The organism is Acinetobacter lwoffii (assembly GCF_024129685.1).
GTDB lineage: Bacteria > Pseudomonadota > Gammaproteobacteria > Pseudomonadales > Moraxellaceae > Acinetobacter > Acinetobacter lwoffii_X.
On sequence record NZ_JAMXXL010000005.1, the window covers coordinates 120,395 to 141,338 of the forward strand.

The 20,944-nt window shown below is 43.2% G+C and carries 21 protein-coding genes; 7 read left to right on the forward strand and 14 right to left on the reverse strand.

The window, feature by feature from the left end; translation table 11 throughout:
• Positions 1–70: 70 nt before the first annotated feature.
• The gene (gene sppA / locus NI464_RS04070) at positions 71–1,093 is read left to right on the forward strand and encodes a signal peptide peptidase SppA (RefSeq protein ID WP_253137808.1); all 1,023 of its coding nucleotides are present in this window, start codon (positions 71–73) and stop codon (positions 1,091–1,093) included.
• Positions 1,090–1,893, forward strand: coding sequence for an alpha/beta fold hydrolase (locus NI464_RS04075; RefSeq protein ID WP_253137809.1), 804 nt, complete (start codon positions 1,090–1,092; stop codon positions 1,891–1,893). The genes sppA and NI464_RS04075 overlap by 4 nt, the downstream gene beginning before the upstream one ends.
• 65 nt (positions 1,894–1,958) lie before the next feature.
• Here NI464_RS04075 and purN read toward each other — a convergent pair whose 3' ends face one another.
• Positions 1,959–2,588: a phosphoribosylglycinamide formyltransferase gene (gene purN / locus NI464_RS04080; RefSeq protein WP_219308818.1), complete on the reverse strand. Its 630-nt coding sequence runs from the start codon at positions 2,586–2,588 to the stop codon at positions 1,959–1,961.
• A 6-nt stretch (positions 2,589–2,594) separates the two neighbouring features.
• The gene (gene purM, locus NI464_RS04085) at positions 2,595–3,665 is read right to left on the reverse strand and encodes a phosphoribosylformylglycinamidine cyclo-ligase (protein ID WP_219308820.1); all 1,071 of its coding nucleotides are present in this window, start codon (positions 3,663–3,665) and stop codon (positions 2,595–2,597) included.
• 135 nt (positions 3,666–3,800) lie between these two features.
• Between purM and cxpE the strand changes: the two genes are divergently transcribed.
• The 4 genes from cxpE to NI464_RS04105 all read left to right on the forward strand — a co-directional run bounded on the left by cxpE (position 3,801) and on the right by NI464_RS04105 (position 10,081).
• Positions 3,801–5,021 carry a chloramphenicol efflux transporter CxpE gene (gene cxpE, locus NI464_RS04090; protein WP_253137810.1) on the forward strand — a complete coding sequence of 407 codons (1,221 nt, stop codon included), beginning with the start codon at positions 3,801–3,803 and terminating at the stop codon, positions 5,019–5,021.
• A 14-nt stretch (positions 5,022–5,035) separates the two neighbouring features.
• Positions 5,036–5,740 carry a DnaA regulatory inactivator Hda gene (hda, locus tag NI464_RS04095; RefSeq protein ID WP_004645685.1) on the forward strand — a complete coding sequence of 235 codons (705 nt, stop codon included), beginning with the start codon at positions 5,036–5,038 and terminating at the stop codon, positions 5,738–5,740.
• A 120-nt stretch (positions 5,741–5,860) separates the two neighbouring features.
• Positions 5,861–7,660, forward strand: a complete 1,800-nt coding sequence (gene rbtA, locus NI464_RS04100; protein WP_005247619.1) for a rhombotarget A — start codon at positions 5,861–5,863, stop codon at positions 7,658–7,660.
• A 9-nt stretch (positions 7,661–7,669) separates the two neighbouring features.
• Positions 7,670–10,081, forward strand: coding sequence for a CSLREA domain-containing protein (locus tag NI464_RS04105; RefSeq protein WP_253137811.1), 2,412 nt, complete (start codon positions 7,670–7,672; stop codon positions 10,079–10,081).
• 56 nt (positions 10,082–10,137) lie between these two features.
• Here the strand turns inward: NI464_RS04105 and NI464_RS04110 are convergent, their stop codons facing one another.
• The 5 genes from NI464_RS04110 to NI464_RS04130 all read right to left on the reverse strand — a co-directional run bounded on the left by NI464_RS04110 (position 10,138) and on the right by NI464_RS04130 (position 13,436).
• On the reverse strand, positions 10,138–10,548 hold the full coding sequence (locus tag NI464_RS04110; protein ID WP_004645681.1) for a DUF3106 domain-containing protein: 411 nt from the start codon (positions 10,546–10,548) through the stop codon (positions 10,138–10,140).
• Positions 10,538–10,855: a hypothetical protein gene (locus NI464_RS04115; RefSeq protein WP_004645680.1), complete on the reverse strand. Its 318-nt coding sequence runs from the start codon at positions 10,853–10,855 to the stop codon at positions 10,538–10,540. The genes NI464_RS04110 and NI464_RS04115 overlap by 11 nt, the downstream gene beginning before the upstream one ends.
• On the reverse strand, positions 10,852–11,466 hold the full coding sequence (locus tag NI464_RS04120; protein WP_253137812.1) for an RNA polymerase sigma factor: 615 nt from the start codon (positions 11,464–11,466) through the stop codon (positions 10,852–10,854). Before NI464_RS04120 ends, NI464_RS04115 begins: the two co-directional genes overlap by 4 nt.
• Positions 11,467–11,633: 167 nt before the next feature.
• Positions 11,634–12,410, reverse strand: coding sequence for a TrmH family RNA methyltransferase (locus tag NI464_RS04125; protein WP_253137813.1), 777 nt, complete (start codon positions 12,408–12,410; stop codon positions 11,634–11,636).
• A gap of 51 nt (positions 12,411–12,461) precedes the next feature.
• Positions 12,462–13,436, reverse strand: coding sequence for a class 1 fructose-bisphosphatase (locus NI464_RS04130; protein ID WP_253137814.1), 975 nt, complete (start codon positions 13,434–13,436; stop codon positions 12,462–12,464).
• 180 nt (positions 13,437–13,616) lie between these two features.
• Between NI464_RS04130 and NI464_RS04135 the strand changes: the two genes are divergently transcribed.
• The gene (locus NI464_RS04135; RefSeq protein WP_004645674.1) at positions 13,617–13,802 is read left to right on the forward strand and encodes an NF038105 family protein; all 186 of its coding nucleotides are present in this window, start codon (positions 13,617–13,619) and stop codon (positions 13,800–13,802) included.
• A gap of 79 nt (positions 13,803–13,881) precedes the next feature.
• Here the strand turns inward: NI464_RS04135 and pal are convergent, their stop codons facing one another.
• The 7 genes from pal to NI464_RS04170 all read right to left on the reverse strand — a co-directional run bounded on the left by pal (position 13,882) and on the right by NI464_RS04170 (position 20,507).
• Entirely contained in the window at positions 13,882–14,454 is a 573-nt protein-coding gene (gene pal, locus NI464_RS04140) for a peptidoglycan-associated lipoprotein Pal (RefSeq protein WP_004279115.1), read from the reverse strand.
• A 54-nt stretch (positions 14,455–14,508) separates the two neighbouring features.
• Complete coding sequence (tolB, locus tag NI464_RS04145; RefSeq protein WP_253137820.1) at positions 14,509–15,792, reverse strand: Tol-Pal system beta propeller repeat protein TolB; 1,284 nt, start codon at positions 15,790–15,792, stop codon at positions 14,509–14,511.
• Positions 15,793–15,997: 205 nt separating this feature from the next.
• Positions 15,998–17,311: a cell envelope integrity protein TolA gene (tolA, locus tag NI464_RS04150; protein WP_253137815.1), complete on the reverse strand. Its 1,314-nt coding sequence runs from the start codon at positions 17,309–17,311 to the stop codon at positions 15,998–16,000.
• 3 nt (positions 17,312–17,314) lie between these two features.
• Positions 17,315–17,764 carry a protein TolR gene (gene tolR, locus NI464_RS04155; protein WP_005103851.1) on the reverse strand — a complete coding sequence of 150 codons (450 nt, stop codon included), beginning with the start codon at positions 17,762–17,764 and terminating at the stop codon, positions 17,315–17,317.
• Positions 17,764–18,462 carry a protein TolQ gene (tolQ, locus tag NI464_RS04160; protein ID WP_253137816.1) on the reverse strand — a complete coding sequence of 233 codons (699 nt, stop codon included), beginning with the start codon at positions 18,460–18,462 and terminating at the stop codon, positions 17,764–17,766. The genes tolR and tolQ overlap by 1 nt, the downstream gene beginning before the upstream one ends.
• Positions 18,463–18,489: 27 nt before the next feature.
• Positions 18,490–18,897 carry a tol-pal system-associated acyl-CoA thioesterase gene (ybgC, locus tag NI464_RS04165; RefSeq protein ID WP_004645668.1) on the reverse strand — a complete coding sequence of 136 codons (408 nt, stop codon included), beginning with the start codon at positions 18,895–18,897 and terminating at the stop codon, positions 18,490–18,492.
• 266 nt (positions 18,898–19,163) lie between these two features.
• Complete coding sequence (locus NI464_RS04170) at positions 19,164–20,507, reverse strand: amidohydrolase (protein WP_253137821.1); 1,344 nt, start codon at positions 20,505–20,507, stop codon at positions 19,164–19,166.
• Between the last annotated feature and the right edge of the window lie 437 nt (positions 20,508–20,944).

The window sequence follows — 20,944 nt, forward strand, 5'->3', positions numbered from 1 at the left end:
TTGTTTAGACAGAATTACCCGATTCAGTGTATATAATGGATTCAATATAAATCAATTTATTGGATTATTTATGTCCGATTGGCCACCAAAACCTGAAAATCAAATACAAAATACGCAACAGCCAGTTCAACCGACTGGTCCGGAATGGAAATTGCTTGAAAAAGTAGTTTTAGCTTCGGTAGAAGAACAGCGCCGTGCACGCCGTTGGGGAATTTTCTTTAAATTTCTGACTTTTGCTTATCTGCTTGTTGTCATTTTGGCATTAGGCAAAAGCTGTAGTTCAGTTTCTTCAGATGCTAGCGCTGCTGCGGGTTCGCATATCGCAGTCGTGGATATTGTGGGTACGATTGCAGCCGACAAGCAGAGCGTCAACAGTAGCAATACCATCAAATCATTGAAAAAAGCCTTTGAAAATAAACAAAGTAAAGCAGTGGTGCTGAATATCAACTCACCTGGCGGTTCACCGGTACAGTCCGATGAAATCTGGCAGGAAATTCAGTATCTGAAAAAACAGCATTCTGGGAAAAAATTGTATGCCGTGATTGGCGATACTGGTGCTTCAGGTGCTTATTATATTGCTTCAGCTGCGGATGAAATTATTGTCAATCCATCGAGCTTGGTCGGTTCAATTGGGGTGATCATGCCGAATTATGGTGTGACTAATCTATTGCAAAAATTAGGTGTTGAAGATCGCACCATGACTTCAGGTGAAAATAAAGCTTTGCTGTCTATGACTCAGCCGGTTGATCCTGCGCAAAAAGCCCACGTACAGGGTGTGCTGGATAATGTGCATGGTCACTTTATTAATGCAGTTAAACAAGGACGTGGCAATAAATTGAAATCCAATGATCCTGCTATTTTCTCTGGCTTGTTCTGGACCGGTGATCAGGCGGTGAAATTAGGTATTGCGGATCGTATCGGTAGCTTAAATACCTTGAAACGCGAACTGAAAACTGAAAAAGCGTTGAATTACACCATTGAATATAGTCCATTTGAATCAGTCTTGGGTCGTATGGGTTCATCGATTGGGGATGGAATTGCTTCTTCAGTTGCACAGAAGCTTCAGTCAGAAAATAGCACGACACTGCAATGAAACCACTGATTCATTTCGCGCACGCCAATGGCGTGCCATCTAAAGTCTATCAAAAGCTGTTTGATGAATTGCAAGATGATTACGATATTATCTATGTGCCGCTTTTAGGGCCGGATAAGCGTTATCCGGTTGATAACCATTGGAAAAGCCTGACTCAGCAAGTGATTGACAGTATTGTGCGCCAGTCACATGGGCGACCTGTCATTGGTCTGGGGCATTCTTTGGGATCCGTGTTAACTCTGCAGGCCGCTATACAGCGCCCGGAACTGTTTTCACAAATGATCATGCTGGACCCGCCGATGATTATGGGCAAAGAAGCCTTTGCTTTACATATTGCCAAGACTTTTCGCTTAAAAGCATTGGATAAAATGTCTCCGGCCGGTCTGTCCAAACGCCGTCGTGACCATTGGGATTCACGTGAACAGGCAGCGGAATTGCTGCGCCCTAAAGGTTTCTATCAGGATTTTGATGCAGATTGTTTCCAGGCGTATATTGACTATGCCTTACAGGAGGATCCCATCCGGGGTGGGGTAGAACTCACTATTCCTAAAATGGATGAGGTCGCAGTCTTTAGAACCAATCCGTCACTCTGGTGGTTGCCTCAGGCAAAACCAAGAATTCCTGTGCATCTGGTCGTTGCCGAGAAAGGTCCATTTCTGGCCCGCAAGTTCCCGCAGCAAGTGCAAAAGAAGTTTGGTATTCCTTTTACCGTAGTCGATGGCGGGCATATGTTCCCATTGGAACAACCCGATCAAGTCGCGAGCTTGGTCAAACAGCTGATTCAGCAACAGTCTGCTTGAATTATTGAATGTATTGGAAATAAAAAACGCATCCGAGGATGCGTTTTTTTAATATCTAAATTTTTTTAGAACTTGCAGAATTGAACAGGCGCTTGCATTTTCTCATTTCGATACAGCACACCATCTTCAGTATGTTGAATCGTACCGCTACAAATCCATTCTACGACTTGTGGATAGATCACATGCTCGAGGCTATGCACACGTGTTGCCAAATTTTCTACCGTATCGTGGTGAGAAACCTTGAGAACACCTTGCGCAAGTGCTTGGCCTGCATCCAGCTCAGCCGTGACATAATGCACCGTACAACCGTGCAGAACATCACCGGTATTGAGTACGCGCTGATGCGTATGCATGCCTTTATAATAAGGCAATAGGGACGGATGAATATTCAACATTTTCCCTTCCCAGGCTTTCACAAATTTTTCACTTAAAATTCGCATAAAGCCGGCAAGTACCACTAGATCTACATCCCAGTCCAAAAGCTGTTGATGCATCACATCATCAAAAGCTTCACGACTTGGATATTGCTTGTGTTCAATAACTGCAGTCTGAATGCCTGCGTGTTGTGCACGCGTTAAAGCAAAGGCTTCAGGTTTGTTGGAAATCACGCCCACAATTTGCCCTGAAAGATTGGCATCAATCAAGGCTTGCAGATTTGATCCGCTACCTGAAACAAGTACAGCAATTTTAATCATGCGAAATTACGCGAAGATCACACGAATTTTTTCGTCTGCACCTGCAACCGATTCAGCATGGTCTTGAATCTGACCCATCGCCCATGCTTTTTCACCAAGCTGGTTGAGTAATTCAACAGTTTTGTCTGCATCCGCAGCATCAACAACCAGCACCATGCCGACGCCACAGTTGAAAGTACGGTACATTTCAAACTGGTCTACGCCGCCTTCACGTTGTAGAAGCTTGAATAGCTCAGGCCATTCCCAAGAAGATTCATTTACCAGCGCTTGAGCACCGTTTGGAAGTACGCGAGGCAAGTTACCTGGTAAACCACCACCGGTGATGTGTGCCATCGCATGGACATCAACGTGTTTTAACAGTTCAAGAATTGGTTTTACATAAATGCGTGTTGGTTCCATTGCAACATCTGCAAGTGGGCGGCCATCGACGATTTGATTCAGGTCAACGTTTTTCACGTCCAGGATTTTACGAAGCAGTGAGTAGCCGTTTGAGTGCGCACCTGAAGAAGCTACACCAATTAAAACGTCACCCGCTTTGACTTTAGAGCCATCAATAATTTTACTTTGCTCAACAACACCGACACAGAAACCTGCAAGATCGTAATCTTCGCCTTCATACATGCCTGGCATTTCAGCAGTTTCACCGCCAACTAATGCACAGCCAGCAAGTTCACAACCAGCGCCAATACCAGTGACTACATTTGCAGCAACATCAACATTTAAGTGACCAGTTGCATAATAATCAAGGAAGAACAGTGGTTCAGCACCACAGACAAGAAGGTCATTCACGCACATTGCAACCAGGTCTTGACCAATTGTGTCATGACGGTTCAAATTCAGTGCCAGACGTAATTTTGTACCAACACCATCTGTGCCAGATACGAGAACAGGTTCTTCATAACCTTTAGGAATTTTACAAAGTGCACCAAAGCCACCTAGACCGCCCATAACTTCGGGACGTGAGGTACGCTTAGCGACAGATTTGATACGATCGACTAACGCGTCGCCCGCCTCAATGTCGACACCTGCATCTTTGTAGCTTAAACCAGTGTTTGGGGTAGAAGTTGAGTTGCTCATAATGAAGTCTCCGCATTCGCGGGTGCGATTATAACCTGAATATGTAAAACTCTTATGGTATTTGTGGCCTAAAATGCTATCTTTATTAAAATATTTTAATTTTTAGAATGATTAATAGAGAAAAGGCAAGATTCTATGGTCGATCGTACTTTACGGCGCATTCTTATACTTGCTGGTATAGCATTGATACTTTGGGTTTTATATCTGCTTAAACCAGTTGTAGTTCCTTTTGTTGCAGCTTTTCTAATTGCTTATTTATTTAGCCCCTTGGTTAATGTTTTGCACCGCATTGGGCTGGCTCGATGGCTCTCGATCAGTATCGTATTTATCGGGATTGGGATCGTGGTTACATTGGTGATGTGGTATCTGGTGCCACTAGTCTGGCAGCAGCTGATGTATGCGCGTGATAGCATTCCGGCCGGGATTCACTGGATCAATTACACGTTCCTACCTTGGCTTTCCGATAGCTTTAATCTGGTTCCGATGGAGATCGATACTGACCAGATTTCCTCAGTAGTAATGGACTATGTCCAGACCAATTATAGTACTGACAGTATTCAGGCAATGCTGCTGAAACTGGCACAATCTGGTCTGAACTTTATCCAGATTGGTGGCACGATTGTCCTGATTCCGATTATTGCCTTTTATTTCTTGCTGGATTGGGATCGTATGTTAGACAGCTTACGCCGTCTAATTCCCCGTCCTTATGAAAAAACAACCTTAACTATTGTGAGTGAATGTCATAGTGTGTTAGGTGCCTTTGTCAAAGGTCAGTTCCTAGTCATGGTTCTGCTGGGCGTAGTCTATGCAGTGGGACTGCAACTGATTGGCCTAGAGATTGGCTTGATCATTGGGATGATTGCCGGATTGTGCAGTATCATTCCGTATCTTGGTTTTGCGGTTGGAATTATTGCCGCAGTCATTGCAACCTTTTTCCAATTTGGAATCGACTGGTGGCAACTGGTATTGGTCGGGATTGTCTTTATGGTCGGGCAGGCCGTCGAAGGCTATATTCTGCAACCGTTCTTGCTAGGTGATAAAATCGGTCTTTCTCCTGTAGCTGTAGTGTTTGCAGTTCTGGCAGGTGCACAACTGGCCGGTTTCTTGGGCATGCTGATTGCCTTACCGGTGGCAGCCGTGATTGTGGTACTGCTGCGGCATATCCGTGAGTATTATGAACATACGCCATTTTATGGTGATCGGGCTGTTATCATACAAGATGCATCTACCGGTTCAATCAATATTGAAACAGCAGACTTAGATGTTGATATTGAAATGAAAAAGCCACAGAAAAAACCGCTGCAAGCAGAGGAGAACTCAAGTAAAATTCACGATCCACATCGTAAAGACTCATAAGGCCAAAAAATCGTATGCGTCAATTGCAGTTAGATATAGAACCTCAGCTCGATGCCCGAATCAGTGATTTTTCAGGGCCGGGTTGGGGGCATGTCATTGATGCTGTCCGTCAATTACATGCAGGCCTGATCAACCAATTTTATGTCTATGGGGGAGCCGGTACAGGTAAAAGTCATTTGTTGTCTGCCATCTGTGACTCTTATCTGGAAGTAGGTAAATCTGCAATTCAGGTATCTTTGCTTGAGCTTTTAGATGCACCGACTGAGGCGATTACTTCTCTAGATCGTTTTGATCTGGTAGCACTTGATGATATCGAAGCGATTAGTGGCGTACCCCATTGGCAACGCGCAGTATTTCACTTGATTAATTATAATAATGAAGGTGGTGGGCAGTTGGTGTTTTCGTCACGTTTTGCACCTATCGAACTCAAACTCGAATTGCCAGATTTACAATCCCGTCTCACGCAGGCGGTCAGTACCCGTGTTCCGAGTGGCAGTTTGTATGCTGATCGCTATGCGCTGGTTTCCTCGGTACTCGATCGTCGTGGGATCCATTTAGACCCTCAAATCTTTGACTATTTACTAAGCCATGGGCCACATCAAACTTCAGTGCTGCTTCAAAGATTAGAGCAGATTATTCAATTGCTTAAAGGGGAAAAATTGAAAGTCAGCAATGCTAATCTGCGGCAGATATATGCCTTGATTGACGAATATCGGTAAAATATAAAAATTCTTGAGTAATTACTCAGTCTATGACACAGTAAGGCAAAATAATTCGCTGTTGCAAGGATTCTGCAACTTTAGAAGAAAAAGAAAGAAATAAAAATTAAGGAGAAGGTTATGCTCAAGAAGAGCATAGGCATAGCTTTGCTATGTATAGCGGGGCAGTCGTATAGTGCAGATATTATTGTAACCACTACAGAAGATATTGAAAAAGATGACAAGGAATGTTCACTTCGAGAAGCTGTTGAGTATGTTAACCGTGGCTTAGCTAAATCAGGTTTTATGGGGTGTGGTGGGGAGAACTCATCCAGTACCATTATTTTAAAAGAAAAAAATACCTATGTGTTGAACCAGCATATCGCGATTAAAAAATCTCTTACCATCCGTGCGGTCGCAGAAAGTGATGGCGAATTCAGTACGGATGAAAAAGCATTAGGCTTGCATAATGCTCATATTCAAATGAAAGGTACTGATAACCTTTTCCGGATTAACAGTACAGATACATTGGTTCAGTTAAATTTGAAAGAACTGGATCTTGAAGGCTGTGGTAAAACCAGTTGTGCTGAACAAGGTGGCCTAATTTATAATAAAGGTCAGCTAATTCTAGAATATAACCGTCTATTTAATGCTGCTGCCAACTTGGGTGGGGCAATTTATAATGCTGGCAAGTTTGGTCAGAACTTAACAAGCCGTGCACAAATTAAAAATAGTCTGATCGAAAATAATAAAGCCCAACGAGGCGGGATCCTGTATAGCGAGCTACCTGCTTTCCTCATTTATCAAAGTGTACTTAAAAATAATCAGACACTGGATAATTCCGCGACCAATATTTATAGCGCGGGACAGTTTGCTGACTCCAGTAAAGATCAAGGTATTAGTGGGGAGGTATTAAGTAGTACGATACTAAAAAATAAGGGTGTATTTATTAATGTCCTGGACGGGATGGGATTGAATAATCTCACCATAGTTGACAATGAAAATACTGCTTTAAATATTCATGCACCGTATGGAAGAGCTTATGTAGCGAATAGTATTATTTTAAGAAATGGTACACAGGATTGCCAAATTATCACTGGTGACAAGTCTGTGTCGCAAAATAATCTGCTGACAGCCTCGTGTGGTGTAGGGGATGCCGTCGCGCCGAACCAGTTCTGGAATGGTACACGACTTTTTGCTGAATCCTCAGATAAAAGTGAAGGTATTTGTCAGACCCTACAAGAAAATAATAATGCCATACTTTGTCCATATAGCGTTCCTAAAGGACAATTTCTCGGTTATATGCGCCCACGAATTTTGTTGAACTATATCCTTGTGAGTGAATCACCGATTGTGAATAGAGGCACAGGATTGAGTTTAGCAAATCCAACGGTAGCATGTGAAGCGGCAGATCAGCGCGGGATCAACCGTTTGATGGATAATCTGTTTTGTGATCGTGGTGCTGTTGAAATCACGATACCAATCTCAGGCAGTCTGGTGGGACAAGATCTGTTAAAGGGTGAAATTGCCAAGTTTTCAATTGAATCTTATCTGGGAGATAGTGATTTAATTCCAAAAGAACAGTGTAATGCCATTGTTGGTCAGAATCCGACGGGGGAGCCTTGGCAAGATGGCTGTTTGAAAGTGGTACAAACCAAAACAGCTTCCAAGGGTAAAACAATCATCGATATTCATGGCAATGTCGTTTATACCCCGGATTCTACCTGGCATGGAGCAGATATTTTCGAACTACAAGTGGTGACCTCATCGACACGGTTTAATAAAAGTAAACCTTATTTGACTATTACTACTCAAATTGTTCAGGAGCCAAAAAATGAAATGGAAGACAAAGCAGTCAAAACTTCAGGCGGCTCATGGGGTGGTGGTGGGCTACTGATTTTACTCGGATTAATAGGTTTACGCCGTGGATTAAAAGATTAAGGAAAAATCATGAAAAATTATAAAAAAGGACTGCTTGCGGCCATGATTTTATCTGCCATGAGTTTGATGGCAGCCGAAGATAAAACGATATATGTAACTACTTTTGCTGATGAAGATGGCGAGAATAATAATGCCTGTTCTTTGCGAGAAGCCATTAAAACTGCAAAACTGGATAAATCTTATGGCGGATGTAATGTAGGACGTACGCTTCGATTGGATGGTTCAGCTGCAGATGTGATTCAGCTTGAAGCAGGCGAGTACAAATTAGATAAAGAGCTGATCGTAGAGTCAGCGCTCAAAATTTATGGGAAAACTCCGCTTAACTATGCTAGTCGTAGTCCGATTACGCTGTTATATCCAACCCGGGAGGCTTTAAAAAGTACTATTTCGGGTCAGGGGAAAACCAGATTATTTAATAGCATGGCCAGTCAATCCAGTCTGGAAATTCATCATCTGATCTTAAAGGATGGTTATGCAGCAATAAATACCTTGGATAAAGGGAATGGCGGTACTTTTTATGTAGCCGGGCCTTTAAGTATTAATACCAGTGAAATAGTAAATTCCCGAGCTGCTGCAGAAGGTGGGGCGATTTATAGTGTAGCAATGAATACGGAAAGGAATATTGTCATTCAGGATTCTTTGATTCAAAAAAATCAGGCGAGTTCATATGGTAGTGTTTTGGCAATGGACTGTCAGGGAAATTTAGGGACAACTCAAACCAATGTGAAAATTAATTCCAGTAGTATTGTTAAAAACGGTTCAGACACTACTAACAGTATTATTGATTTTTGTGGCTATGCCACAGTAGAAATTGTTAACTCTACTATTGCGAAGAATACTGCAAGTACCACAGGACATATTGTGCGTATGACGAATGAAGTTAATCGTCCGCTCAGTAAATTCTCCAGTTTAACTGCATTAAGTAATACTATTGTTGAAAATACAGCCCAATCTACTTTATTTTATGACAATACCGGTTTTAGGTATTTTAATTTCAATATTTTAGCCTTTAACCAAGGCCTGTCTTGTGAATATGCCTTAAATCAGGGAAATCCGACCAAGGCACAACGTGTTGAATTTTCTACAATTCGAAATGCAATTCAAACGACTGGGTCATCACGTTGCGTATTGCCAGAATTAGACGAAGATACTACTTCAAATAATCTTGATGTCTCTAACAATATAATCAGCAGTTTATTAACAAATTATATTGAGCCTGCTATTGATAATCGCTATTTAGGGCTGTATTACCCGCGTGATAATCAGACCGCAACGGATTTGGTAGATATCGGAGTGAGTGGCTGTATTGAACAAGACCAGCGTGGTATTGATCGTGTGATTGGATCCACATTAACATTTGATCCAAGTGCAAAAAATACTTGCGAGATCGGCTCAGTTGAAATCCGACGTTTGACTGCAGCCGATATTACGGACTTGCAAAATAAGAGTTTGGTAGAACTCAATGACTTTTATCAGGAGAATATAGATGATCTCGAAGAAATCATTGCTGATAAAAATACTCCAGAAAATGAGCTTCCTGGTTTAAAGGAAGAATTGAAAAGTTATCAGGATTTGCTTAAATATACCAAGCAATATCAGAAATATCGTGCAATCTATATTAATCCTTTTATCTTGGCTATGCCTCAAGAAACTCTAACCAATGATAAGATTCAAATTAAAGCCTTAAATTCACAAAATTATGAGGTCAGTGTAAAAACTTTAGGTGTTGGTAAGTTAGTTGGTACAGGCAATTCGACCACTGTGGAAGGAAATCCAAATGATCCAAATCTTAAATGTGAGTGGAAACCTGATTTAAACCGGATCATGATGTATCGCACTGATGGTAAGCAGACCAGTTCGGTTGATATGGAGTTCTGTAGTTATACCCTTAAAGACCGGGCTACAGGTGCCAGCAGTGCTGGCCTCTTAAGAGCAGCTTTTAACAACATTGCACCGATTGCAAAAGATGATGAATATCGGCTTAGTCCAGAGAATAATCTTACAGTGACGGTAAATCCGCTTGAAAATGATAGTGATGATGGGGATGGGCCTCTACCATCAGGAAAGTCGGCTTTTTATCAAGATAAAGATGGAAAAGAGATCCCGATTCATATTGTTAAGCTGCCTGCGGGAGTTTCACTGAAGGCAGAGCGACAAGGAGCATGTCCTGATACCTATCAAAATCAGACCTGTTATGGTGGACAGCTGACATTTAGTGTAAAAAATAATTTAAGCCAGGCAAATTACAGCATGGATTATGCGATTTTCGATGCTGATGAAAAAATGTCAGAAAAAGCGATAATCTTGTTACGTAATACAGTTAAAAATACGAATACGTCCTCAAGTGGTGGTGGGGCAATTGGAATGTGGGGGCTACTGGGATTATTAGGACTAGTAGGTTATCGCCGCTTAAGAAAATAAAATATGATTGAAACATCAAAAAAGCCTCCATATGGAGGCTTTTTTATATTAAGTTTTTAATGCGAGTTAGGCTGCTGAGTCACTTGCTGATATTTGAGAATGTATTCTTCGCGAATGGCAAGGCGTTGCTCAGGAGACGCTTTTTGCATACGTGCGCCCAGTTCTTTGCGTTCCTGACTGCTCATCATTTGCCAAGTCTCACGCATTCTTTGTTTTTCCGCATTAGGGAGTTGAGTAAACCAGTCCATACGCTGCTGTAAGCTAACACGTTGTTGTTCGGGGATTTCTTTTAGAGATTGGTAACGTTTAATCAGTGCCAATTGTTCAGAATCAGAAAGACTATCCCAAGTATCAGTTACTTGGGTATTCGCATCTTTGGAAAATAGCCAAAAACGTTCAAATCCTGCAAAGCTGGTTTGCAGAAAACTGAATGCACAAAAAGCAATCACCAATTTTTTAGCTGCCATGTGGAACTTTGTCCTCACCTAAAACCATTAACATTTCTAAATCTTCAAGCATTTGCGGAGACAGTTTTGGGACTGACACCATTTGAGTTTGCGGTTCGTTATGGTCCGAAAGATTCGGTAATACCACAACGCCTGCAATCGCAGCTGCCAAAGCAAAACCTGACATTTTTAGAAATGCAAAGCGTGAGTGTTTTGAATCCTGAATTTCTTCAAGAACATGGTGCATGACAACAGGTTTGTCTTTATGTTGTTGTGCCAGTCCATCAAGTTTGGAAGTTACTTGTTTTAAGAAATCATCTTGATTCATTCGGATGACCCTCCCAGATATGGATTTAAATGTGCTAAAGAGGCACGTAAGCCTTGGATAGCACGGTGATAATGGGTTTTTACACTGCCTTCTGTGCAGTTCATAATTTGTGCGGTGGTATGCGTATCAAATCCTTCCCAGGCTCTGAGCATAAATGCCTGCTGCTGACGCACAGGCAATTTTGCAATCGCTTCCTGGATTTCTTCAGCAGTAACTGCCTGATCGAGAAAGTCCAGCGGCGTTGGTGTTGATTCATCGACGACATCATCAAATTCAATTTCGTCGTCATCGAGACTGACTTTCTTGAAAAATGAAAACATTTGACCACGCCGTGACTCTTTACGACGCCAGTCCTGTAACTTGTTGTTGAGAATGGTATAAAACAGGGGATACCATTCTTCAGTACTTTTTTCTGCATAGGATTTGTGTAAGGAAATGAAGGATTCCTGAACCAGATCCATAGCAATACCATGATGACCTTGAGTTGCACTTTCCATCATCACCAAGGCACGCCCAGTCACATCCTGCATAAAATTCTTCAGACGTGCTTCAGCCGTACTCTTCAGAATACTTACATCGTGTGTTTGCAACTGTTTTGGTGCTAAATCCATAGAGATGGAAAATCCTGTCATTGGACACCCACCATTATTCCCAAGTTCATAATCATATAACGTTGGGAATCCTGGTTTGGTTGACAATTAAGTTTATTATTTTTGTAGTTTAATCTATTTTATACACTGGCAGGGTCGTATTAAAACACTGTAACCTAAATCCTTAATTAGATACGTTGACGTACCATTTCAAAGAAACAGATCGAACCCGCAATGGCGACATTCAGTGATTCCTGACCACCGGGTTGCGGAATGCTCACGGCTTCAGCATGTTGCATCGCATAATTAGACACGCCTTGGCCTTCATTACCCAGAATCCACACGCAAGGTTTACGTAAGTCTTTTGAATACAGGCTTTCAGCACGGTGTGAGCTGGTTACATAGACAGGGATTTGAAATTGCTCAAGAATCTGTTCAAGCTCAATATTTTCAAAGGTTTGTAATGTGAAATGTGCACCCATACCGGCACGTAATACGCGTGGAGACCAGAGCGATGCAGAACCTTTGGTACATACAATCTGTTCAATACCGGCAGCAGCAGCAGAGCGAAGCAGGGTGCCTACATTACCCGGATCCTGTACATTTTCCAGAATCAAAGTATCTGCTTTAAAATCCAATGCATAATTTGCTGTCGGTAGAGTCACTACAGCTAAACAGGCTAAAGATGTTCCTAGGGTGCTTAAATCTTTGTATAAAGATTCGCTTAGAACAAAGACCATACCTGTGTATTTTGCGAGAATTTTCTCGAAATCAGGATGTGAAAGTGCATGTTCAGTGGTGAAAATCGAATCAATTTTACGGTTTTCATGTAGCCAGGCGAGAGACAGATGTGTGCCTTCTAAAACCGTTTGACCTTGTTTTTTACGATAGGTATTTTGTTCGATTAAACCACGTAAGTGTTTAATCTTTGGATTGTCTTTTGAATCAAGAAAAAAAGTTGGCATGGGAGATATAATCCACGGCAGCCGATTCAATATCGACTGCCGCTATAAAAATTAGTTGTGGTAGCTGGTCACAAGATCAACTTCGTTTTTAGAACCAATGATCACTGGCACACGTTGATGTAGATCTGTCGGTTCGATCTCAAGAATACGCACACGACCTGTAGTCGATGCACCGCCAGCCTGTTCCATGAGCATGCTCATTGGGTTGGCTTCGTACATTAAACGTAGACGGCCTGCTTTAGCCGGATCTTTAAGGTCGTATGGATACATGAAGATACCGCTACGGCAAAGAATACGGTGAATGTCGCCCACCATACAGGCAACCCAACGCATATTGAAGTCTTTTTCACGAGGACCGGTTTTGCCTGCTAACAATTCATCGATATAACGCTGGACTGGTGCTTCCCAATGACGTTGATTCGACGCATTGATCGCATATTCTTTAGTATCTGCAGCTACCTGAATTGCTTCAGAAGTCAGTAGGAATTCTTGAGTCTCAGGGTCATAGGTAAAGAACACTACGCCTGCACCGACGGTCAATGCCAACATGGTCGATGGACCATAAAGCACATAACCTGCAGCTACCTGATGAACACCGGCTTGCATAAAGTCTTCTGCCTGAGTCACGGCATTTTTTGCAGGAAGAATCGAAAAAATGGTACCAACACACATATTGATGTCGATATTGCTTGAACCGTCTAATGGATCGAACAATACCAGAAATTGACCATTTTCTTGTGCAGGGGTGAATTCATCCAGTTCTTCTGAGGCCAAACCACCCACATTTGGATGTTGCTGCAAGGCATCAATCAAATAGTCATTAGAAATGACATCCAGCTTCTTTTGCTCTTCGCCTTGAACGTTTTCATGCTGTGCACTTCCCAATACACCCGCTAAAGCACCTTTTTGCAGTAATTGATCAATGTCTTTGCAAGTGTTTGCAATCGTTTCAATAACTTGTGCAAGTTCAGTTGTGAGATTCCCGCTTTGTTGTTGTAAAAACTGGGATAAAGTGCGGTATGACATAGGGGAAACTCCAAAACTTAAATCGGGAAAAAATGATCAAAACGATATGCGGCTATATTTTAGATGAGAACGTACTAAAAGAAAAATTAAACTGGATTATTTGTATCGATTTTGCCCTTGCAACTCCTGCGGAAAGTGCTATGTTGAAGACAAAGGAAAATTGAGAATAGGAGCACAGATATGACAACATTGAAGTTTGATGCGACTCCAACACCAAGCGAAGGCATTACTTTAGATGATATCTCTGAAGACAAGATGAAAGAAGCCTGGCGGGATTATGAAGCAAAACCAGAGTACAAACAATTCAATAAACATGACCTGATCGAATCGATGCATCCGGCTGAACAGGATCAGCTTCCAAAGTAGACTGATTCTTTAATTGAAGCCAATAAAAAGCACTCATGATTGAGTGCTTTTTATTTGATGAAACCATCATGAATGAAAATTATTTCAACAATGGTGGTACCGCTTCATAATTAATTTCTACACGGCGGTTTTCTTTCCATGCATTTTCATCATGGCCCGCATTGATTGGCATTTCCTTACCATAGCTGACTGCTTCCAATTGACCAGGATTAACACCAGTCGTTACCAGGAAGCTTTCTACTGCTTTGGCACGACGCTCGCCAAGTGCCATGTTGTATTCACGGGTACCGCGTTCATCGGTATGGCCAGTGAGTGCTACACGTGAATTGGCATTGGCCATCAGGAACTGCGCATGGGCTTGCAACGTATTTAGATCTTCATTGCTGAGTTCAGTACTGTCATAGTCAAAATGCACCACGCGTTTTGCCAAGAATGCTTTATTTTCTGCAGTAACGCCTTTTGCAGAAGCGCCTGCCATGTTTTGTGCATTCAGTGCTGCATCTTCACTCAGACCTTGAGTATTCACAGTTGTTGTACCGGTCGTATCTAAACCGCCCGTTTGAACTTCAGCGGCAGGCTTACGGCTCGCACAACCTGTCATGACAACAGCTGCTGCTAAAAGTGGCAAGGCAAATAATTTTACTTTGTTCATCTTCATCTCCATGAAGTTTGATTATGGGGTAAAGGGTTTATCAATATAAAAATCTTATTTTGGTGCCCAAGCCGGTTCACGGACTTCGCCCGTTTCACTTGGCAAATTCATACGGAAGCGGCCATCCAGCGACATGATCGACAAGAGTCCGCGTGCACCTTCACGGGTGGCATAGACCACCATCTGGCCATTTGGCGAGAAGCTTGGCGATTCGTCCAGCGTTGTTGGTGTCAAAATGTTGTTCACACCAGAGGTCATGTCCTGAACCGCAACTCGATAGTTACTGCCGCTTGGGCGATGAACTAATGCAAGTTTTTTACCATCTGTGCTCAGCGTGCCGCGTGCGTTGAATGCACCACGGAAGGTCAGGCGTTTATTGCTACTTGATTCAAGATCATGGCGGTAAATTTGTGGAGAACCCCCACGGTCAGAAGTGAAAATAAAAGATTTTCCATCTGGTGAATAACGTGCTTCAGTATCAATGGCACTGTCATTGGTCATACGTTGTAGCTGACGCGTTTCCAGATTCATCTGGTAGATTTCCGGATTGCCGTGCATAGAAGCAGTAAACAGCATGCTCTTGCCATCTGGAGAGAAGCTCGGCGCACCATTCAAGCCGCGGAAGCTGGCCAGTTTTTCACGTTGTCCGGTCGCCAGATCCTGTACATAAATCGCCGGGCGTTTGGTTTCAAAGGACACATAAGCGATTTTTTTGGCATCTGGTGTCCATGCTGGAGAAAGGATTGGATCACGTGAGGTCAAAATGGTCTTTGGCTGTTCACCATCGGTATCGGCAATCTGCAAGGTATAGCGCTGTTCCGGCGTAGCAGGATTACGCAGCACATAGGCAATACGTCCGCTAAAGTCACCTGGAATGCCGGTCAATGCCTGATAGATGGCATCACTGATCATATGCGCTGCCTGACGGGTGCGTGAGGCTGGAACAGTCAGCAATTCATTTAATAGATATTGTTTTTTTTCGACATCATATAGCTGATACTGGATTTCAAAAGAACCATCGGCTGTGGCCTTGGATGAACCGGTGACCACATAGGGAACACCAGCCGATGCCCAAGCTTCTGCATTCGGATTATTCAATGTCGCTGTTGCAGGCAGGTTTTTTGAAGCACTGGTAAAGCGGCCAGAACGATTCAGGTCATTTTCCACAATAGGATAAATGCTCTGATCCTGACTGAAAGGTACAACGGCAATTTTAGGTGCTGCCTCAGGTGCCTTGGTAATTTCCAGATGCAATTGGGCATAGGACTGGGTTGCCAATACAGGGCTTAAAGCGCTAATGATTGCGAGGCAGAGTAGATGTTTGCGAGTCTTTTCCATCATTCGTTATTTACTCAAATCAACGGATTTATTGTATAGGTGCTTGGGCTACATCATCGCATGGATTTAATAGAATAAAACCATGAATTTATGGCCAAACTGTTATGACACTGTGAAAAGTGAATATTATTTAATCAATTTAAAGTGAAGTTTAGCTTAAAAAATAAAAGCCATCACAACATTATTTATGTGATGGCTCCGTTTTTTATTGCGCAGTAAAGGTTGAAGTAAAGCTTCGTGCTTCTCTGCGTGCATCTGGATCGGATGGCATTGGATAAGGTGCGGCAGCACGGACTGCAGCTTCTACACTGGCTTTCATGTCTGAATCACTTGAATTCACAATAACCGAGACCACACCGCCATTATCATTCAGGGTTACACGTGCAGTGGCACGCTGGCCTGATGATCCGACTGGTGTATCCCATGCACGTTTGATTTTATTTTCAAAATCGCGTTTCGCAGTGGATGCAATCCGTTTTGATTCCGCTTTTTTCTGTGCAGCTTCTTCAGCAGCCTGTTTAGCGGCTGAAGCTTTGGCCTCTGCATCAGCTCTGGCTTTTGCTTCGGCATCTGCTTTGCGCTTGGCGTCTGCATCCGCTTTGGCCTTAGCATCGGCATCTGCCTTGCGTTTGGCATCAGCGTCGGCTTTAGCAGCCGCATCCGCTTTGGCTTTCGCATCAGCATCCGCTTTGCGTTTCGCCGCTGCATCATTTTTAGCCTTAGCCGCCGCGTCTGCTTTGGCTTTAGCCGCTGCATCCGCTTTGGCTTTAGCCGCTGCATCCGCTTTGGCTTTCGCATCAGCATCTGCTTTACGTTTCGCCGCTGCATCATTATTGGCTTTTGCTGCCGCATCTGCCTTTGCTTTAGCAGCAGCTTCAGCCTTACGTTTGGCATCAGCCTCTGCTTTGGCTTTTGTTGCAGCATCCGCTTTTTGCTTGGCAGCTAGGTCAGCTTTTTTCTGTGCTTCCAGTTTGGCTTTTTGAGCAGCATCGGCTTTGCGTTGTGCATTCAGTTCAGCTTGACGTGCAGCTTCGGCTTCCGCCTTTGATTTTTGCGCTGCATCCGCTTTGGCTTTGGCTGCTGCCTGTTTCGCCTGTTCAGCGGCTTCGGCTCGTTTCGCTGCTTCAGCTGCTTGCTGCGCAGCCTTGGCTTGTGCTGCCTCTGCCGCTTTCAGTTCCTGCTGCGCTTTTTGTGTATCGACTTTTGGCGCAGGTGGAGTCACAGGTACAGCAGGGGCTGCAGTTGGAATGACAGGAGCGGGTTCTATACTGGGTTCAGCAGTCTGGGTAATTTCTTCTGCGACATTTTTATGTGCGGTTTCCTCAAATTCAGTTTCTTCGCGAGTCACAGGTTTAAGGTCTTCTGGCTTGATCAGAACGGTTTTAATCTGTTTTGGCGGTTCAGGGGGATTACTCATGCCCAGATAAAGTAAGCCCACCAAAGCCACTGCATGGATACCTAAGGTAAATCCAAGTGCGATGGCTTTTTTCTGAAATGGTGGCTTTTTATAGTCTTTCATACTTTATTCTAATGGCTTGGTCAGTAAACCGACTTGAGAAAGGCCAGCATCCTGCAGGCTGGACATCAAGGCCATAACATCGCCATAAGGACGGGTATTGTGGCCATTGATCACGACATTGAGCACCTTGTTGTCATTTTGCGCCTGGGTTTGAGCATCAACCAGAGTACGCGTCAATTCTTCCAGTGTGACTGGGCCAGTCGCCTGATTTTTATATTCTAGATAATATGAACCATCTTCTTTCAGTGTGACGATGGTCGGGGCATCCTTGGATTCGATCGGCAATCCGTTGGCCTGAGGCAAGTCAACCTTGATGCCACTGGTAATCATCGGAGCGGTGACCATAAAGATCACCAGAAGTACCAGCATGACATCGATATATGGTACGACATTCATGTCACTTTTCAGTGGCTTTTTAATACGCTGAAAGCGTCCTGAACCTTGAATCGCCATTAGTCTTTGTCCTGAGTTACGCCCACAGACTGACGTTGCAATAGCGCCACCATTTCTTCGGCAAATAGCGCACGGTCAGAGTAGACCGTTTCACCTTTGGCCGTGAAGTGGTTAAAGGCCAATACCGCTGGAATGGCTGCGAACAGACCAATCGCCGTTGCAATTAGTGCTTCTGCAATACCGGGTGCGACCGTCGCCAGTGTCACCTGATCAACATCTGCCAGGCCAATAAAGGCGTTCATGATGCCCCAGACTGTACCGAACAGACCGACATAAGGTGCAACCGAACCAATACTTGCCAACGCACCCAGACCTTGTTCCAGATGACCTTGGTCACGGCTTAAACCGACACGTAGAATACGTTCAGTTCCTTCAATCGACTGGGCAGTCGGCGCATGGCGTTTTTTCAGTTTCAGGAACTCGCCCAGACCCTGATAGAAAATATCTTCAAGGCCGGTACGTTTGGAGTTGAGTTGCGCATTGTTATACAGGGTATTCAGTTCAGCACCAGACCAGAAGATTTTCTGGAAATGTTCATCATCGGCCTGGGCTTTTTTATAATTCATATAGAGCCTGGCAATCAGATACCAGCTATATATTGAGGCTAACAGGAGAGAAAGCATCACCAGTTGTACGACAGGGCTTGCTTGTAAAATAAGATCTGAAACTTGAAGAGATGATTCTAACTGAGTCGCCATAGTTGTTACGTGTGCCAATAAATTTTTTTAGTCTTGTTCCAATTCTTTTTGAATTAGTTCGCGGATTTCATCCGGGAGTCGACGTGGTCGCATCTCTGCACTGATACATGCCAACTCAACCTCACCTGATGCAAGCATGATTTCACCACGATAAATATTTTGTTGCAATACAAATGATGAAGCTTTACATGAAATGACACGTGCCGTAACAGTAATTAAATCATCCATCAGGATCGGACGCATGTATTTGACATTAATTTTATGCACCACAAAATTGTAGTCTGTCTGATGCCAGTAATGGCTCACTCCAGCGGCACGTAACCATTCGGTACGGGTACGTTCCATATAGCGAATATGATTGGCGTGATAGACAATGCCACCCGCATCAGTATCTTCAATATAAACGCGGATATTGAATTCAAAGTGATTCGCCATAGTTTTGTTCCATGCAGATTTTCGAAATTTTTGCTTGTTTTTAGATGCAGGAGAGGGATTAGAATTTGCCGGATTCCTGCCAAAAGTCAAGCAATTTAGCGGTTCAAAGTTTAGCATTGTGAGTTTTGAGACCAATGGCACAAGGTGTCAAATCTGGAGAGAAGTCGCCAAGAAGAAGTACTGAGCGCTTAACAGCTCATTTATGAAACAGCAGCAGTTACTAAAATGCGCGAGTCCATGAAGTCGCGCATTTTAGTAATAGAAGATTAGCCTTTATTTTTCTGTTTCCAGTTGGCCTGAACCTGCTCAGCTACTTTTGGATAGTCCAGAATAAAACGGACATGGCTTTCGACCCCGGTTTTCAAGGTCGCATCATCGACAATGAAATTCGGGTTGTGATTCGGTGCGGCTTTTGCCGGATCCTGATCTGCTGGTGTGACACCAACAAAAACGAAGAGCGATGGCATGAGCTGGCCATAATAAGCAAAATCTTCACTGGCGCTGGCATTGTTGTCTAAAACATGCAATTTATCTTCACCATGCACGCTCGCCAAGGTTGGGCGCATCAATTCAGTCAAGGTTTTATCATTGGTGGTCACTGGTGCATAAGGTGCAATTTCGACTTTCACCTTGACGTCATTGGCTGCGGCATTGTGTTCCAGCATTTTTGGCAAGTCTTTTAAAATGCCCTGACGTACATCTTCACTATTGGAGCGAATAGTCCCGACCATATTGACCTGATCTGGAATGACGTTGCCGGTGGTGCCGCCCTGAATGCTGCCAATACTGACCACGCCCATTCCTTTAGTCAAATCGGCTTTACGGCTGATCAGGCTTTGTAAATTGGTGACCATCTGGGCAGAGGCATAAATCGGGTCTTTACCTGCCCAAGGCATGGAGCCATGCACCTGACTGCCATTCACCTGAATACGTAGATGATCGGCACTATTCAAAATCGCACCATCTTTGTAGAAGATATTGCCACTTGGCATGCCTGCCATGACATGCATCCCGAAAATCACTTCAGGTTTTGGATTTTTTAATGCACCGTCGGCAATCATTTTACGTGAGCCAATCTGATCGCCATGAGTGAAGTTATCAATATCTGCACCGCCTTCTTCGGCCGGCTGGAATACAAACACCACTGTCCCCGCAATTTTATCTTTATTGGCGGCCAGCACTTTGGCTGCACCCAATAACATGGCGGTATGTGCATCATGTCCACAGGCATGCATCACATAAGATTCTTTACCTTGATAAATGGCTTTTTGCTTGCTGGCGAAAGGCACCGTTGCAGTTTCTTTAATTGGCAAGGCATCCATATCTGCGCGTAAGGCCATCACGGGGCCGGGTTTTGCACCTTTTAATACGCCGATTACACCGGTTTTGGCATAGCCTTTACGTACTTCAATGCCGTAGGATTTTAATTCTTTTTGGATCAGCTCCGAGGTTTTAAATTCCATATTGCCCAGTTCTGGGTGCTGGTGGATATGTTGGCGTAATTTGATGGTGTGTGCTTCAGCAGCTTGTACAGAATCATCAATCCAGTCGGCCAGGCTGAACTGGCTACAGAAAAGAAGAGGGAGACAAAGGGATATCTGCTTATACATATTCATACTTCGGGAGAACCTTAAGAATTTGAAATGGTTAAAGTGATTCTTTAGGGTGGCATACTGATCTAAATTCGACCAAAACTCTCTAAGTATTTTTTGATACCTTAAAAGTATTCTGGATGTTAATATCTGTTATCAAAGAGCTTTATCTGTTCTTTTACATTGTAAAAATATGTATACAAATTGATTTTTTATATTTATAAGGTATGAAAATTATAAAAATTTTAGGCTAAAAAGAGATAAAAACGATTACATCTATATCAATAATCTGAATGAAGTGAAGATTTTTTAAACATCTTAAGATTATTTTGGCACTTAGATTGCATTCACTCTTCCGTAATATTAGACCTCTTTCATAAATCATTTTTTACTCAGCTCCAAGTTATAAATTCCAGCAATTAGATTGAATCTCAAACCGAGTCTTTTAGCTCTAT